The organism is Dyella sp. AtDHG13 (assembly GCF_003201105.1).
GTDB lineage: Bacteria > Pseudomonadota > Gammaproteobacteria > Xanthomonadales > Rhodanobacteraceae > Dyella > Dyella jiangningensis_B.
In genome coordinates, this window is the sequence record NZ_QICJ01000011.1 from 101,025 (window position 1) to 115,548 (window position 14,524).

General features: G+C 67.7%; 14 protein-coding genes. 7 read left to right on the forward strand and 7 right to left on the reverse strand.

What is annotated here, in order from left to right:
• Positions 1-23: 23 nt before the first annotated feature.
• A complete protein-coding gene (gene aceB / locus BDW41_RS17605) occupies positions 24-1,625 on the forward strand; it encodes a malate synthase A (RefSeq protein WP_074550194.1) in 1,602 nt (533 codons plus the stop codon).
• Positions 1,626-1,662: 37 nt separating this feature from the next.
• Positions 1,663-2,967 (forward strand): isocitrate lyase, encoded by a 1,305-nt coding sequence (gene aceA / locus BDW41_RS17610; RefSeq protein WP_074550192.1) that lies wholly within the window; start codon positions 1,663-1,665, stop codon positions 2,965-2,967.
• 100 nt (positions 2,968-3,067) lie between these two features.
• On the opposite strand, the gene BDW41_RS17615 is transcribed toward aceA, so the two are convergent.
• The 3 genes from BDW41_RS17615 to BDW41_RS17625 form a co-directional block, all read right to left on the reverse strand.
• Positions 3,068-4,858, reverse strand: coding sequence for a sodium:proton antiporter (locus tag BDW41_RS17615; protein WP_074550190.1), 1,791 nt, complete (start codon positions 4,856-4,858; stop codon positions 3,068-3,070).
• Between the two features lie 279 nt (positions 4,859-5,137).
• On the reverse strand, positions 5,138-6,637 hold the full coding sequence (locus BDW41_RS17620) for a YifB family Mg chelatase-like AAA ATPase (protein WP_074550189.1): 1,500 nt from the start codon (positions 6,635-6,637) through the stop codon (positions 5,138-5,140).
• A gap of 164 nt (positions 6,638-6,801) precedes the next feature.
• Positions 6,802-7,050, reverse strand: coding sequence for an accessory factor UbiK family protein (locus BDW41_RS17625; protein WP_074550367.1), 249 nt, complete (start codon positions 7,048-7,050; stop codon positions 6,802-6,804).
• Between the two features lie 193 nt (positions 7,051-7,243).
• Between BDW41_RS17625 and glnK the strand changes: the two genes are divergently transcribed.
• Complete coding sequence (glnK, locus tag BDW41_RS17630; protein WP_074550187.1) at positions 7,244-7,582, forward strand: P-II family nitrogen regulator; 339 nt, start codon at positions 7,244-7,246, stop codon at positions 7,580-7,582.
• Between the two features lie 12 nt (positions 7,583-7,594).
• Here glnK and BDW41_RS17635 read toward each other — a convergent pair whose 3' ends face one another.
• Both BDW41_RS17635 and gpmA read right to left on the reverse strand, forming a co-directional pair.
• Positions 7,595-8,116 carry a DUF1453 domain-containing protein gene (locus tag BDW41_RS17635; RefSeq protein ID WP_074550186.1) on the reverse strand — a complete coding sequence of 174 codons (522 nt, stop codon included), beginning with the start codon at positions 8,114-8,116 and terminating at the stop codon, positions 7,595-7,597.
• Positions 8,117-8,227: 111 nt separating this feature from the next.
• A complete protein-coding gene (gene gpmA / locus BDW41_RS17640) occupies positions 8,228-8,971 on the reverse strand; it encodes a 2,3-diphosphoglycerate-dependent phosphoglycerate mutase (protein WP_074550185.1) in 744 nt (247 codons plus the stop codon).
• A 147-nt stretch (positions 8,972-9,118) separates the two neighbouring features.
• Between gpmA and BDW41_RS17645 the strand changes: the two genes are divergently transcribed.
• On the forward strand, positions 9,119-9,781 hold the full coding sequence (locus tag BDW41_RS17645; RefSeq protein WP_074550184.1) for a hypothetical protein: 663 nt from the start codon (positions 9,119-9,121) through the stop codon (positions 9,779-9,781).
• Positions 9,782-9,870: 89 nt separating this feature from the next.
• Here the strand turns inward: BDW41_RS17645 and hemF are convergent, their stop codons facing one another.
• The gene (gene hemF / locus BDW41_RS17650) at positions 9,871-10,788 is read right to left on the reverse strand and encodes an oxygen-dependent coproporphyrinogen oxidase (RefSeq protein WP_074550183.1); all 918 of its coding nucleotides are present in this window, start codon (positions 10,786-10,788) and stop codon (positions 9,871-9,873) included.
• Positions 10,789-10,867: 79 nt separating this feature from the next.
• Complete coding sequence (locus tag BDW41_RS17655) at positions 10,868-11,581, reverse strand: YdcF family protein (RefSeq protein WP_074550365.1); 714 nt, start codon at positions 11,579-11,581, stop codon at positions 10,868-10,870.
• 160 nt (positions 11,582-11,741) lie between these two features.
• Between BDW41_RS17655 and BDW41_RS17660 the strand changes: the two genes are divergently transcribed.
• From BDW41_RS17660 to BDW41_RS17670, 3 genes are read left to right on the forward strand one after another with little or no spacing between them, the layout of a single operon-like run.
• Positions 11,742-12,941, forward strand: coding sequence for a beta-ketoacyl-[acyl-carrier-protein] synthase family protein (locus BDW41_RS17660; protein WP_199535366.1), 1,200 nt, complete (start codon positions 11,742-11,744; stop codon positions 12,939-12,941).
• Positions 12,938-13,735, forward strand: a complete 798-nt coding sequence (locus BDW41_RS17665) for a beta-ketoacyl synthase chain length factor (protein ID WP_074550182.1) — start codon at positions 12,938-12,940, stop codon at positions 13,733-13,735. Before BDW41_RS17660 ends, BDW41_RS17665 begins: the two co-directional genes overlap by 4 nt.
• Positions 13,732-14,490, forward strand: a complete 759-nt coding sequence (locus BDW41_RS17670) for a glycosyltransferase family 2 protein (RefSeq protein ID WP_074550179.1) — start codon at positions 13,732-13,734, stop codon at positions 14,488-14,490. The genes BDW41_RS17665 and BDW41_RS17670 overlap by 4 nt, the downstream gene beginning before the upstream one ends.
• The last annotated feature ends 34 nt before the right edge of the window (positions 14,491-14,524 follow it).

The following is a 14,524-nucleotide window of genomic DNA, read 5'->3' on the forward strand; positions in this document are numbered from 1 at the left end:
CATCGTCATCACGGAGATTCCTCATGGCCGTTCCCAAGGAACGCGTTGCGCTTTCCCCGGCCCAGGTCCAGGCCCCGGGCGGGATACGCCCCGAGCATGCCGCCATCCTGACGCCGGAGGCCCTGGCCTTTCTGGCCGAGCTGCACCGCCAGTTCGACGCCCGGCGGCTTGAGTTGCTGGCCGCCCGCGAGGCGCGCCAGGCCCGCTACGACGCCGGCGAGCTGCCGGACTTCCGCGCCGACACCGCCGCCATCCGCGAGGGCAGCTGGACGGTGGCGCCGATCCCGCCGGCCCTGCGCGACCGCCGGGTGGAGATCACCGGCCCGGTCGAGCGCAAGATGATCATCAACGCGCTCAATTCCGGCGCAAAGGTGTTCATGGCGGACTTCGAGGATTCCTCCGCGCCCACCTTCGACAACCAGATCGACGGCCAGATCAACCTGCGCGACGCGGTGAACGGCTCGATCGAGTACACCTCGCCGGAGGGCAAGCACTACCGCGTCAACGGCAACCCGGCCGTGCTGATCGTGCGTCCACGCGGCTGGCATCTGCCGGAGCGTCACATCACCGTCGATGGCGAGCCCATGGCCGGCGCGCTGGTGGACTTCGGCCTGTTCGCCTTCCACAACGCCCGTGCGCTGCAGGCTCGCGACCGCGGCCCCTACTTCTACCTGCCCAAGCTGCAGGCGATGGAAGAGGCCGCGCTGTGGGACGACGTGATGGCCGCCGCCGAGACCGCGCTCGACCTGCCGTCCGACTGCATGAAGGCCACGGTGCTGATCGAAACGCTGCCGGCCGTGTTCCAGATGCACGAGATCCTGCACGCGCTGCGCGGCCGCGCGGTCGGCCTCAACTGCGGCCGCTGGGATTACATCTTTTCCTACCTCAAGACCTTCCGCAGCCATCGCGACCGCCTGCTGCCCGATCGCAGCCAGGTGTTGATGACGGTGCCTTTCCTGAAGGCCTATTCGGAACTGCTGATCCAGACCTGCCATCGCCGCGGCGCCTTCGCCATGGGCGGCATGGCCGCGCAGATTCCGATCAAGGGTGACGACGAAGCCAACGAAGCCGCACTGGCCAAGGTGCGCGCCGACAAGCTGCGCGAGGTGCAGGCCGGCCACGACGGCACGTGGGTGGCGCATCCGGCGCTGGTGCCGGTGGCGCAGGAAGTGTTCGACAAGTACATGCCCTCGCCCAACCAGCTCAACGTGACGCGCAGCGACGTGAAGGTGTGCCGCGACCAGCTGATCGCACCGTGCAGCGGCACGATTACGCGCGCCGGCTTCGACAACAACGTGGAAGTGGCGCTGCGCTACACCGCGTCGTGGCTGGACGGGCAGGGCTGCGTGCCCATCCATCACCTGATGGAAGACGCCGCCACCGCCGAAATCGCGCGCTCGCAGATCTGGCAGTGGCTGCATCGCGGCCCGCTGGAATTCACCGACCACGCACCGATCGACTTTGCCTTGTTCGATCACGCGCTCACCAAACACACGCACCGGCTGATCGAAAGCAAGGGCCCGTACGCGCATCGCGCCGAACAGGCGGCGGCACTGCTCAGGCAGCTTACGCACGCCGACGAACTCGGCGACTTCCTCACCCTGGCGGCTTACCAGCAGCTTTGAAGTCCGCTCTGTCATCACGCATGCAGGAGTCATCACCATGAAGAACACGCTGCCCACCGCCGAACAGATCGCGCTCGACTGGAAGAACAATCCCCGCTGGAGCGGCATCCAGCGCAACTACAGCGCGGACGACGTGGCGCGCCTGCGCGGCACCGTGCCGGTGGAGCACTCGCTGGCCCGCCGCGGCGCGGAACGCCTGTGGAAGTCGCTGCACAAGGAGGATTTCGTCAACGCGCTCGGCGCGCTCACCGGCAATCAGGCCATGCAGCAGGTGAAGGCCGGGTTGCAGGCCATCTACCTGAGCGGCTGGCAGGTGGCGGCCGATGCGAATCTCGCCGGCGAGATGTATCCCGACCAGTCGCTGTACCCGGCCAACTCCGTGCCGCAGGTGGTCAAGCGCATCAACAATACGCTGATGCGCGCCGACCAGCTGCATCACGCGGAAGGGCAGGACGACATCGACTGGATAGTGCCCATCGTGGCCGACGCGGAAGCGGGCTTCGGCGGCGTCCTCAACGCGTTCGAGCTGATGAAGGCGATGATCGAGGCGGGCGCCGCCGGCGTTCACTTCGAAGACCAGCTTGCCTCGGTCAAGAAGTGCGGCCACATGGGCGGCAAGGTGCTGGTGCCGACGCGCGAGGCGGTGGACAAGCTCAACGCCGCACGTCTCGCCGCCGACGTGCTCGGCGTGCCGACCTTGATCGTGGCGCGCACCGATGCCGACGCGGCCGACCTGCTCACCTCCGACATCGACGACAACGACAAGCCGTTCGTTACCGGCGAGCGCACGGTCGAAGGCTTTTTCCGCGTGCGTCCCGGCCTGGACCAGGCCATCAGCCGCGGCCTGGCGTATGCGCCGTATGCCGATCTCGTGTGGTGCGAGACCAGCAAGCCCAACCTGGAGGAGGCACGCAAGTTCGCCGAGGCCATCCACGCGCGCTATCCGGGCAAGCTGCTGGCCTACAACTGCTCGCCCAGCTTCAACTGGAAGAAGAACCTGGACGACGCCACCATCGCCAAGTTCCAGAAAGAACTGGGCGCCATGGGCTACAAGTTCCAGTTCATCACCCTGGCCGGCTTCCACAGTCTTAACTACGGCATGTTCGATCTGGCTTATGGTTATGCCCGTCGTCAGATGAGCGCCTTCGTGGAGCTGCAGGAGAAGGAGTTCGCCGCCGCCGAGCGCGGCTTCACCGCGGTGAAGCACCAGCGCGAAGTGGGCACGGGTTACTTCGATGCCGTGACGCAGGCCATCCAGCAGGGGCAGTCGTCCACCACCGCGCTCAAGGGTTCCACCGAAGAGGCGCAGTTCCACGCCTCGCGTCAGGCCAGCGCGGCCTGATCGTTGCCTGCCTCGCGTAAGCCGACAGGGACGTCGGCGCGTGCGTGGGGAGCGCGGCCCTGTCCAGCGCCCCCACGCATGCACGCAGGGAATGCGTTCGCTACGACGCCGAATCCGGCGGCACCAGCGCGATCACCGTCCAGCCCGGACGCGGTTCCAGCTCGCGCTTCACCGATGCCACGCGCAGCGCGCCTTTCTCCTCCACGCCAAACAGCAGCACTGTCGGCGAACCGTATTGCTCGATGAAGTGGGGCCAGTCGAACGTGGCGGTGAGCCGCGTCGACTTGATGCGCCAGCCTTCGGCAAGACGCTCGAGGAAGCGCTCGTGCGTCATGTCCGCCTCGAACAGGCTGGGCGCGGAAAGATCGCCGCCCAGGCGCACGCGGCTGCCGGTGTCCTGGCCATCCTCGTTGCTCAGCCGATAGACCTTGCCGCGCCCGAATTCCTGCCGGTAATACACGCAGGCAAGCGCATTGCGCTCGCGATGCGTCGACATGGCCAGCAACCGGCCGATGCCGGTGAGATCCAGATGCCGCTCGGCATACGACGACGCAGGAAAACCGAAGAAGGTCTGCAGGCCCTCCATGCGTGCGCGCTTGATGCCTTCCCAGTGCTCGTCCGCCACCACCACGTGAAAACCCGCATCCGCCAGCGCGCGCGCCACGGCGCGTCCCGCCTCGTCGGCACCGTAGATCAGCACGCCCGTGGGATCGGGCTCGGCCACCTTCAACCAACGAGCCAGCGGACGCGCCGTCGCGCTCTGCAGCACCACGGTGCCGATGATCAGGATGAAGACCAGCGGCACCAGTTGTCCCGCGCCCTGCATGCCCAGCGCTTCGAGCTTCAGCGCGAACAGCGCGGACACCGCCGCCGCCACGATGCCGCGCGGCGCTATCCAGGCGATCAGGGCGCGCTCGCGCCAGCTCAGGCTGCTGCCCACGCTGGCGATCGCCACCGTCACCGGCCGCACGATCAACTGCGCCACCACGAAGATGGCGATGCCCGACCACAGCAGGCCATCCGGCAGTGGCCAGTGCAGGCGTGCCGCCAGCAGGATGAACAAGGTCGACACCAGCAGCGTGGTGAGGTTTTCCTTGAAATCGAGAATGTCGTCGATGTGCATGCCGCGCATATTGCCCAGCGCCATGCCCATCACCGTCACGGTGAGCAGCCCCGATTCGTGCGTGATCGCATTGGAAAGCGTGAAGGCCAACAGCACCGCGCACAGCGTGCCGTAGTTCTGCAGATACTCCGGGATCATCTGCCGGCGCAGCAGGAAGGCGAGCAGCCCCGCCGCCAGCAGGCCGATCAGCACGCCGCTGGCGATCACCGCTAGAAACACGCCGATGGTGTGTCCCTGGTGACGCGACACGATGGCCTCGTAGATCAGCACGCCGAACAACGCGCCCAGCGGATCGATCACGATGCCTTCCCACCGCAGCGTGTTGGCGATGCGCGCGTTCGGACGCACCGTGCGCAACATCGGCGCGATTACCGTGGGACCGGTGACGCAGGTCAGCGCGCCGAACAGCAAGGCGACTTCCCAGCTCAAGCCCGCCAGGTAATGGGCAGCCACGCCCAGCAGGAACACGGCGATGATCGCGCCATACGTCACCAGCCCGCGCACGCCGCGGCCGATCTCGCGCAGTTCGCTGAAGTGCAGCGTCAGGCTGCCTTCAAACAGGATCACCGCCACCGCCAGCGCCGCGACGGGGAACAGCAAGGGGCCCAGTAATCGATCCGGCTTCAGCACGCCGCCGACCGGCCCCATCAGGATGCCCGCCAGCAGCAGGAACAGGATCGCCGGCAGCTTCACCCGCCAGGCGAGCCACTGGCAGAGGAAACCAACACCCAGGATGCAAACCAGCAGCAGTCCGAGATCGAGCGTCATGCACGGTCCTTCGAGCGATCGCAATGGAGCTATCGGACCACGCGCGCGGCGCCATCGTCCATTGGCAATGGAGCGAATCGGCCAAGAACACAGGGGGAAGGAGAGAGGGCCAAGCCCCGGTATCGGACGGGGGAGGGGGGGAGGGAGTACCGATACCGGGGTGGCTGGCATAGTTCAATGCAGAACTAGCGGGTACAGATAATACGCCTGGCTCGAACCAAGTCAATACCCGTCAGTTCAAAAATTACCCGCAAGGGCCATAAGGCCTACGCCGCCGTCTCAGAAACGGCGATACATCAGGGCTTCGGCTAGGTGGGTGCGGTCCAGCAAGGCGGCGCCGCCGTCCAGGTCGGCGATGGTGCGGGCGACGCGCAGGGTGCGGTGATAGGCGCGCGCCGACAGGCCAAGGCGCTCCAGCGCGCCTTCAAACCAATGGCGTTCGGCCTGGCCCAGCGCGCAATCGCGTTCCAGTTCGCGGGTGCTGATCTCGGCGTTCGCGCGGCCGGCGCGCATCAGTCCGTGCTGGCGGGCTTTCACCACGCGGGCGCGGACGGTGGCCGAATCCTCGTCGTTGGCGCCGCGCGACGTGCCAAGCTCGCCCAGGGGAACGCGCGGCACTTCGATGCACAGGTCGATGCGGTCCATCAATGGACCGGAAATGCGCGCCCGATAGCGCTGGATCTGGTCGGGCGTGCACTGGCAACGGTTGCGCGGATCACCCGCATAACCGCAGGGACAGGGGTTCATCGCCGCCACCAGCTGGAACTGGGCCGGGAAGGTCGACTGGCGCGCCGCGCGCGAGATGACGATATGGCCCGACTCCATCGGCTCGCGCAGCACATCCAGCACGTGTCGGCCGAACTCCGGCAGCTCGTCGAGGAACAGCACGCCGTTGTGGGCCAGCGAGATCTCGCCGGGTCGGGGCACCGCGCCGCCGCCCACCAGGGCGACGGCCGAACTCGTGTGGTGCGGCGCGCGGAAGGGGCGGCGCCGCCATAGTTTCGGGTCCACCGATTGCCCGGCCACGGAAAGCACGGCACAGGTTTCCAGCGCCTCAGACTCGCTCAGCGGCGGCAGGATGCCCGGCAGGCGCTCGGCCAGCATGGTCTTGCCCGTGCCTGGAGGGCCAAGCAGCAATAGATGGTGGCCGCCCGCGGCGGCGATCTCCAGCGCACGGCGCGCCTGCAGCTGGCCGCGCACGTCGGCCAGGTCGGGCCCGATGGTTTCGTCGTAGACGCCGGACGCCTCGCCCGGCGGGGCCAGGTCCTGCGCGCCGCGCAGCCAGCCGCAGACATCGGCCAGGGTATCGGCGACCAGCACCTCGGCATCGGAAACCAGGGCGGCTTCGGCCGCGTTGGCGCGAGGCACCACCACGCGCCGGCCGCGCGCACGGGCGCGCAACAGCGCCGGCAGGACGCCCGATACCCCGCGCAGGGCGCCGGATAGAGCCAGTTCGCCAAGGAATTCGCAGTCGTCGAGCTTTTCGCGCGGCACCTGCCCGCCCGCCGCCAGGATGCCCAGCGCGATGGCGAGGTCGAAGCGGCCGCCGTCCTTGGGCAGCTCGGCCGGGGCGAGATTCACCGTGACCTTGCGGTTGGGGTATTCGAACGCGGTGTTCTGGATGGCCACGCGCACGCGGTCGCGCGCTTCGCGCACGGCCGCTTCGGGCAAACCGACGATATTGGTGCCCGGCAGGCCGCCGGACAGGTGGACTTCCACCATGACCTGGGGCGCCGCTACGCCTTCCTGGGCTCGACTGAGGGTGACGGCAAGGCTCATGGCGCTCGCACAAGCCGGGCGCGGGAGTAGCTGCCAGTTTGAAACACGGAGCAACTCCCTCACGCAGCCTGCAAAGAAAAATAGCCGCCCCCGATCGTTCTCGGGGTGAGGGTGACGGATCGGGGGCGGCTCCCGGGACGTGGGCCCGTGCCGCACCTCGTCAGTCAGGTGCCCGCACCAGCCTCGAGATCTGCGATTCGCTTCTCCAGGGCCTCGACCTTGGCACGGGTGCGTGCCAAGAGCTGGCTCTGGACTTCAAACTCCTCGCGGGTGACTAGATCAAGGCGGCGCAATCCCTGCGCCAGGACATCGCCGAAGTTGGTGCGCAAATCCTGATGCGCCTGAGCCAATCCATTTGGAACCAACGAAACAAGACGCTGGGCAAGTTGATCGATATCCTGCCTATCCATCATGGACAGCACCTCGAACTCGTCGGATGAAAGTTTAGGTTCATAGCTTTTGCTGCCACTATCGGCTTGCTCCACTTCTACTTGTAGGCATTTTCCTACAGTGCACCGAAAGGCGACAGCTGCAGGCTCTGGCAGGCAAAATGCCGCTCCCTGACCCGCTGCCTTGGCGGGCGTCCCCAAGTCGAGAGGAAAACCCATGAAGCTGGTGGTTGCGATCATCAAGCCGTTCAAGCTGGACGATGTGCGCGAGGCCCTGGCCGAAGTGGGCGTGCAGGGCATCACGGTGACCGAGGTGAAAGGCTTTGGCCGCCAGAAGGGCCACACCGAACTCTACCGCGGCGCCGAGTACGTGGTGGACTTCCTGCCCAAGATCAAGCTGGAAGTGGCCGTCAGCGACGACCAGGTGGACCGCGTGGTGGAAGCCATCCAGGCGTCGGCCAAGACCGGCAAGATCGGCGACGGCAAGATCTTCGTCAGCCCGCTGGAACAGGTGATCCGCATCCGCACCGGTGAGATGGACGGCGACGCACTTTAAGGCGTTAAGGCGTCACGTCGCCAGCTGCGCCCGCTCGAAGCGGCGGTGATGCACCAGCAGCCCCGCGAAGTAGCAGACGTAGTAGCCGATCATCAGCCCGAAGATGGCGAGCGTCAGCGGGCTGTTGCCCATGGCGGGCGTGGCGTGGGCGGTCGCCGGGTCCTGCAGCTGCGGCAGGGCCACCAGGAAACGCCAGGCCAGGCGGCCGATCAGCAGGACGGTCAGCAGGCCGCCGATCCAGGCATTGGGTATGTAGAGGTCCTGGCCTGCGGCGTCGCGCTCGAAGCGCGTCAGGCGCAGGCCGGCCACGCCCAGCGCGGCGCCCGCCAGCGCGCCACCGATCAGACCTTCCAGCAGGCGCAGGTTGTGCAGGCCGCCCAGCGCCAGCAGGGCGGCGATGACGCTGAAGATGGCGATGCGGGCGATCATGCGCTTGCGCCGGATCGGCTGCGGCCCGAAGCTGCCGCGCACGCGCCGCCAGACGGCGAAGGCCATCAGCGGAATCATGAGCGCATAGATCATGTTCGGGGTCATCGCGGTCGCCTCGTCGTGGGATGAGCGCAGCTTAGCGACCTGGCGTGGCCCGCACGACTGACGGCCCACAACCATCGCGGATGACGGCTGTCATCCGCGATCGGCCTTGCCTTACTTCGCCTTGCCCTGGTTCGCCACGGCGGCCATCTTCGCGGCGATGGCGTCGGCGTCGCCCAGGTAGTAGTGGCGCAGCGGCTTGAGGTTCTCGTCAAACTCGTACACCAGCGGCACGCCGTTGGGGATGTTGAGTTCCACGATTTCTTCGTCGGAGACGTTGTCCAGGTACTTCACCAGCGCGCGCAGCGAGTTGCCGTGCGCGGCCACCACCACGTTCTGGCCGGAGCGGATGGCCGGGGCCAGCACGTCGTGCCAGTAGGGCACCACGCGGTCCACGGTGTCCTTCAGGCACTCGGTGTCCGGGATCATCGAGGGATCGAGGTTGGCGTAGCGCGGGTCGGTCACCGACTCGTTGCTGGCGCGGTCCAGCGGCGGCGGCGGAATGTCGTAGCTGCGGCGCCATACCTTGACTTGGTCCTCGCCGTACTTGGCCGCGGTCTCGGCCTTGTTGAGGCCGGTGAGGCCGCCGTAGTGGCGCTCGTTGAGGCGCCAGTCGGTGACCACCGGCAGCCACATCTGGTCCATCGCATCCAACACGCCCCACAGGGTGCGCACGGCGCGCTTGAGCACGGAGGTGTGCGCGACGTCGAAGCGATAGCCTTCGGCCTTGAGCAGTCGGCCCGCCTCGGCGGCTTCGGCCAGGCCCTGTTCGGTGAGATCCACGTCGGCCCAGCCGCTGAAGCGGTTATCGAGGTTCCACTGGGACTGGCCGTGACGAATGAGTACGAGCTTGTACATGGCGGGATTTCGCGGCGGGAAACCCGTGATGGTGAGGCCCCGCCCCGGCTCCGTCAAATCACCCGCCGACCCTGTCGAAGGTCATGCTAAACCCCGACCCGCGCGGGCGCATCTTAGGTGCATTACCCACCCGATACGGAGTTCGCCATGCGTCGTCACCTGCTTGCCATCGCCCTCGCCCTGACCTTGCCCGCCCTGGCCCAGGCCGCCGACGGCGACATCGACAAGGTCAACGGCACCGTCCACGTGGATGCCGGCCAGCACGCGGGCAATGTCAGCACCGTCAACGGGGCGGTGCACATCGGCGACAACGCCGTGGTACAGAAGGCCAGCACGGTCAATGGCGCGGTGGAGCTGGGCGACCACGTGCAGGCCGCCGCCATCGACACCGTCAACGGCGGCGTCACCGTGGGTTCCAGCAGCCGCGTCGCCGGCACGGTCAGCACCACCAATGGCGGCGTGCACCTGGGCAAGAGCGCCGACGTGGCCGGCAAGGTCGGCACGGTGAACGGCACCATCAACCTGGACGCGGCTCACGTGGGCGGCGGCCTGCAGACGTCCAACGGCGACATCCTGGTGGGCGCCAACTCGCACGTGGAAGGCGGCATCCTCATGGAGAAGCCGGGCGGCTGGTTCAACTGGAACAGCAACAACCGCCTGCCGCACGTGGTGATCGGCCCCCACGCCGTGGTGCAGGGCACGCTGGAATTCCGCCGCGACGTGGTGCTGCAGGTCAGCGACAGCGCGCAGATCGGCCCCGTGAAGGGCGCCACGCCGGTGAAGTTCAGCGGCGACGCTCCGAAAGAATGAGAAGTGGGTAAAGAATGAGAAGTGAGTGAAGAGGAGTGAGAAGTGAGAGAGGAGCAAGCGCGCATCTCTCGCTTCTCACTTCTAGTTCCTCACTCCTCGCTTTTCCCCAGCCAGTCGCGCGGCTTGAGGTAATCGGCCAGCCGCGCTTCCGGGGATTCCGGTTCCGGCTGGAAGTTGTATTCGAAGCGCACGCGCGGCGGCAGGCTCATCAGGATGGACTCGGTGCGCCCGCCCGACTGCAGGCCGAACAGCGTGCCGCGGTCGTAGACCAGGTTGAATTCCACGTAGCGGCCGCGACGATAGAGCTGGAATTCGCGCTCGCGCTCGCCGTAGGGCTCGTCCTTGCGCCGCTCGACGATGGGCAGGTAGGCGTCGAGGAAACCCTGGCCCACGTCGCGCGTGAACGCGAAGCAGCGCTCGAAGCCGCCCTCGTTCAGATCGTCGTAGAACAAGCCGCCGACGCCGCGCGTCTCGGCGCGATGCTTGAGATAGAAATACTCGTCGCACCACTTCTTATAGCGCGCGTACACGTCGTCGCCGTAGGGCGCGCACAGGTCGCGCGCGACGGTATGCCAGTGCACCACGTCTTCCTCGCGCGGATAGAACGGCGTGAGGTCGAAGCCGCCACCGAACCACCACACCGGTTCGGCGCCTTCCTTGCTCGCCTCGAAGTAACGCACGTTGGCGTGCGTGGTGGGCACGTGCGGATTGCGCGGGTGCAGCACCAGCGACACGCCGGTGGCGACGAAGCCGCCGCCGGCAAGGTCAGGGCGATGCGCCGTTGCGCTGGGAGGTAGCTGGTTGCCGTAGACGCGCGAGAAATTGACGCCGGCCTGCTCGAAGATCGCGCCATCGCGCAGCACGCGCGTGCGGCCCCCGCCACCGGCGGGGCGCGTCCAGGCGTCTTCCTCGAAACGCGCCTTGCCGTCGATCTGCTCGATCGCCGCGCAGATGCGGTCCTGCAGTTCGCGCAGGAAGAGTTCGGCTTGGTCGGCTTGCTGGCTCATGGGCGGTCCATCGTGGTTCGAAACGCCGCAAGCTTAGCAAGCGATGCGCGATGACCCGCTGCGGCGGCGCGTCGCGCGGTCAGCTGAGGCGTTCGGCGATGCGCCGGTGGCCGATCAACCTGGCCCAGCGCAAGCCGATGTCGATCCACATGAGGTAACCCGATTCGGCCAGCAACCGCACCACGTATCGGCGGTTGAGCACCAGGGCCGGCTCCGCCGCCACCGGTACGCTGCGAAAGCCCAGCCGGCGCGCGAGCAGCAAGCAGCGCGCCAGGTGGTAGCGGCTGGTCACCAGGGCCACCGGCGGCAAGGTGCGCATCACGGGGCCGTCTTCCTGCAGCAGGCTGCGTGCATGGCGCAGGTTTTCCAGCGAATCGACCGAGGCCTGCTCCAGCTGCAGCACCACGCCCGGCGGCACGTCGTGCTGGTCCAGCCACGCCCGCCCGGCCTCCGCTTCGCTGAGGAGGCTGCCGCCGCTGCGCCCGCCCAGCAGGAGCACATGCTCCGTGGCCTGCGAACGCATCAGCGCCAACGCCCGCGACAGGCGTTGCTGGTAGTCCTTCTCCGGCGCATCGCCGACCAACCGGCGGCCGAACACGAGGGTGGTCATCGGCTCGGCCAGGGTCACCGGGCTGCGCGCCGCCACCCGCCATACATGAACGAGGTAGCCGACCCAGACCAGGCCGAGACTGAGCACGACGGCCACGCTGGTCACCACGGCGGCATGCAGCACGTCACGATCGCTGAGATAGCGCCAGGGGCCGCGTTTGAACGGAGCGAAAAAGGGTGGCACGGTCGTACGGCGCAGGGCCAGGGTGGCCGGTAGCGCAGTGTGCGCAGCCCGTGAATGGCGCGCAATCGGGCGTATGGCGCAGGCCGGCAAGATGAACAAGGTCGCTCCCCCGCAATTGTCCAGACTAGGAAATAGGGCAGCCGGTCGTTAGGCTCGCGCGATGTCAGTACCGATCCACCCCCTTGCCGTCAGCGCATACACGGCGACGTCGGCGCTTGGCCAAGGCCTTGAAAGCCATCTCGCGGCCCTGTCCTCGGGCCGCGGCGGTCTCCGCGAAAACGACTTCAGCAGCGCCCCGCTGGCGTGCTGGATAGGCCGTGTCGATGGCGTCGAAGAGGCCGAGCTGCCCGCCGCTCACGCCGCCTGGGAATGCCGCAACAACCGGCTGGCCTGGCTGGGCCTGCGCCAGAACCGTTTCCTCGAACACGCACTGGATGCCCGCCAGCGCTACGGCGCCGCGCGCGTGGCGCTGGTGCTGGGCACGTCCACCGCGAGCATCGGCGCCAGCGAGGAAGCCTATCGCCACCTCGACGAACACGGGCAGATGCCGGCCGAACTGCGCCGGCCGCTGATCCATGCGCCGCATTCGCTGGCCGGTTTCGTGGCCGAGGCGCTGGGCCTGGAAGGGCCATGCCTGACGGTGTCCACGGCCTGCTCGTCCAGCGCCAAGGTGTTCGCCAACGCCGAGCGGCTGATTCGCCTCGGCCTTGCGGATGCCGCCATCGTCGGCGGCGTGGATACCTTGTGCGACAGCGTGCTGTTCGGCTTCAACGCGTTGGAGCTGGTCTCGCCGGAGCCCTGCCGCCCGTTCGACCAGGCTCGCCACGGCATTTCCATCGGCGAGGCGGCCGGCTTTGCGCTGCTCGAGCGCGTCGACGCCGCACCGGATGCGCCGCGCCTGCTTGGCTATGGCGAATCCAGCGACGCGCACCACATGTCCACGCCGCATCCCGAGGGCCTGGGCGCGGAACTCGCGCTGCGCGATGCGCTGGTGCGCGCGGGGCTGAGCGCGGAACAGGTCGATTACATCAACCTGCACGGCACGGCCAGCCTGAAGAACGACGAAGTCGAAGCCGCCCTGGTGGCGCGCGCATTTCCCGCGAGCACGCGGGCCAGTTCCACCAAGGGCTTCACCGGGCACACGCTGGGCGCGGCGGGCATTCTGGAAGCCGCGTTCGCGCTGCTGGCGATCCGCGAGGGCCTGGTTCCCGGCAATCTCGGCTGCACGCACCCGGACGCCGCCTGCGGACCGCAACTCGCGCTGCAGAGCGAGCAACGCACGGTCAACGTGGCCCTGAGCAACTCGTTCGGATTTGGCGGCAACAACGCCTGCCTGGCCTTCGGGAGGGCGCCCGCATGAGTGGCTTGCAGGTTTACGTGGAAGGCATCGGGCTGTGGTCGCCCCAACTGGCCGATTTCGCCGCGCTGAAGGCGTGGCTCGCCGGCGAGCCGGTGACCGCGCCGCCCGCCCGTCCGCCGGCCGCCGTGCTGCCGCCGAACGAGCGCCGCCGCGCGCCGGAAAGCGTGCTGCTCGCGGTGGAAGCAGCTGGGCAGGCGGTGGCCATGAGCGGCCAGGAAGCGCGCGAGCTGCCGTGCGTCTTCAGCTCCGCCTTCGGCGACCAGCACATCTCCGATTACATGTGCGCGACCTTGGCCAGCGCGCCGGTGGAACTGTCGCCCACGCGCTTCCACAACTCGGTGCACAACGCGCCGGCCGGTTACTGGACCATCGCCACCGGCTGCCATGCGACGTCCAGCGCCATCACCGCTGGCCACGCCAGCTTCGGCGCCGGCCTGCTGGAAGCGGCCACCCTCGCCGCGACCGAGCAGCGCCCCGTGCTGCTGGTGTGCAGCGACATCGCCGGTCACGGCCCGCTGGGCGAGATGACCGGCACGCGCCAGGCGTTCGGCATCGCGCTGGTGCTGGCGCCCACCGCCACGGCCCGTTCGATCGCCTGCCTTGAGCTGGACCTGGTGCCCCATGCCATCGACGCACTGCGCCCCGCGCCTGCCACAGGCGCGTGGTACGAAGGCAACCCGATTGCCGCATCCGCCTGGCCGCTGATGCAAAATCTCGCTACGGGCGAAGGTGACTGCACCCTTGCCGCCGCCGAAACCCTGGCGTTGAGGGTTGCCGTGGAGACACCTGCTTGAATACGTCCGATGTCCGCTGGTGCGTGCTGATTCCCTGCCTCAACGAAGAGGCCGCGATCGGCAGGATCGTCCAGTCCGTCCTGGCGCTTGGCGTGCCCGTGATCGTGGTCGACGACGGCTCGGACGATCGCACCCCCGATATCGTGCGCGAGCTTCCCGTCACGCTGCTGCGCCACCCGCAACGCAGCGGCAAGGGCGAGGCGCTGCGCACGGGCTTTCGCGAAGCGCTGCGCCAGGGCTACGACGCCGTGCTCACCATGGACGGCGACGGCCAGCATCTGGCCAGCGACATTCCGCGCATCGCGGCCGCCGCGCAGCGCTATCCCAACCACATCATCATCGGCGCGCGCCTGCTCGAACGCGAGCAGCAGCCCAAGGCGCGCCGCCGCGCCAATGCGGTCGCCGACTGGGGCATTTCGTGGGCCTGCGCGCAGCCGGTGGCCGACACGCAGAGCGGCCAGCGCTGGTATCCGCGCGCCGCACTGGACCTGGTGGACCTGCCGGCGGAGAACTTCGTGTTCGAGGCGGCCATCCTTATCGCCGCTTCGCGCGAGAAAGGGCTGGGCGTGGTGTCGGTGCCCATCGCTTCGCGCTACGAAGGCGAGTTCCGCATCAGCCATTTCAGCCCGATCCGCGACGTCACGCGCATCACCACCTACACGATCGGACAGGTGATCCGCCACGGCGACGTCATGGCGAGCTATCGCCGCTCACGCGCCTCGCAGCCCATCGTGTTCGATGCGGCCGTAACGTAAGAGCGAGGAGTGAGTGAAGAGGAGTGAGAAGTGA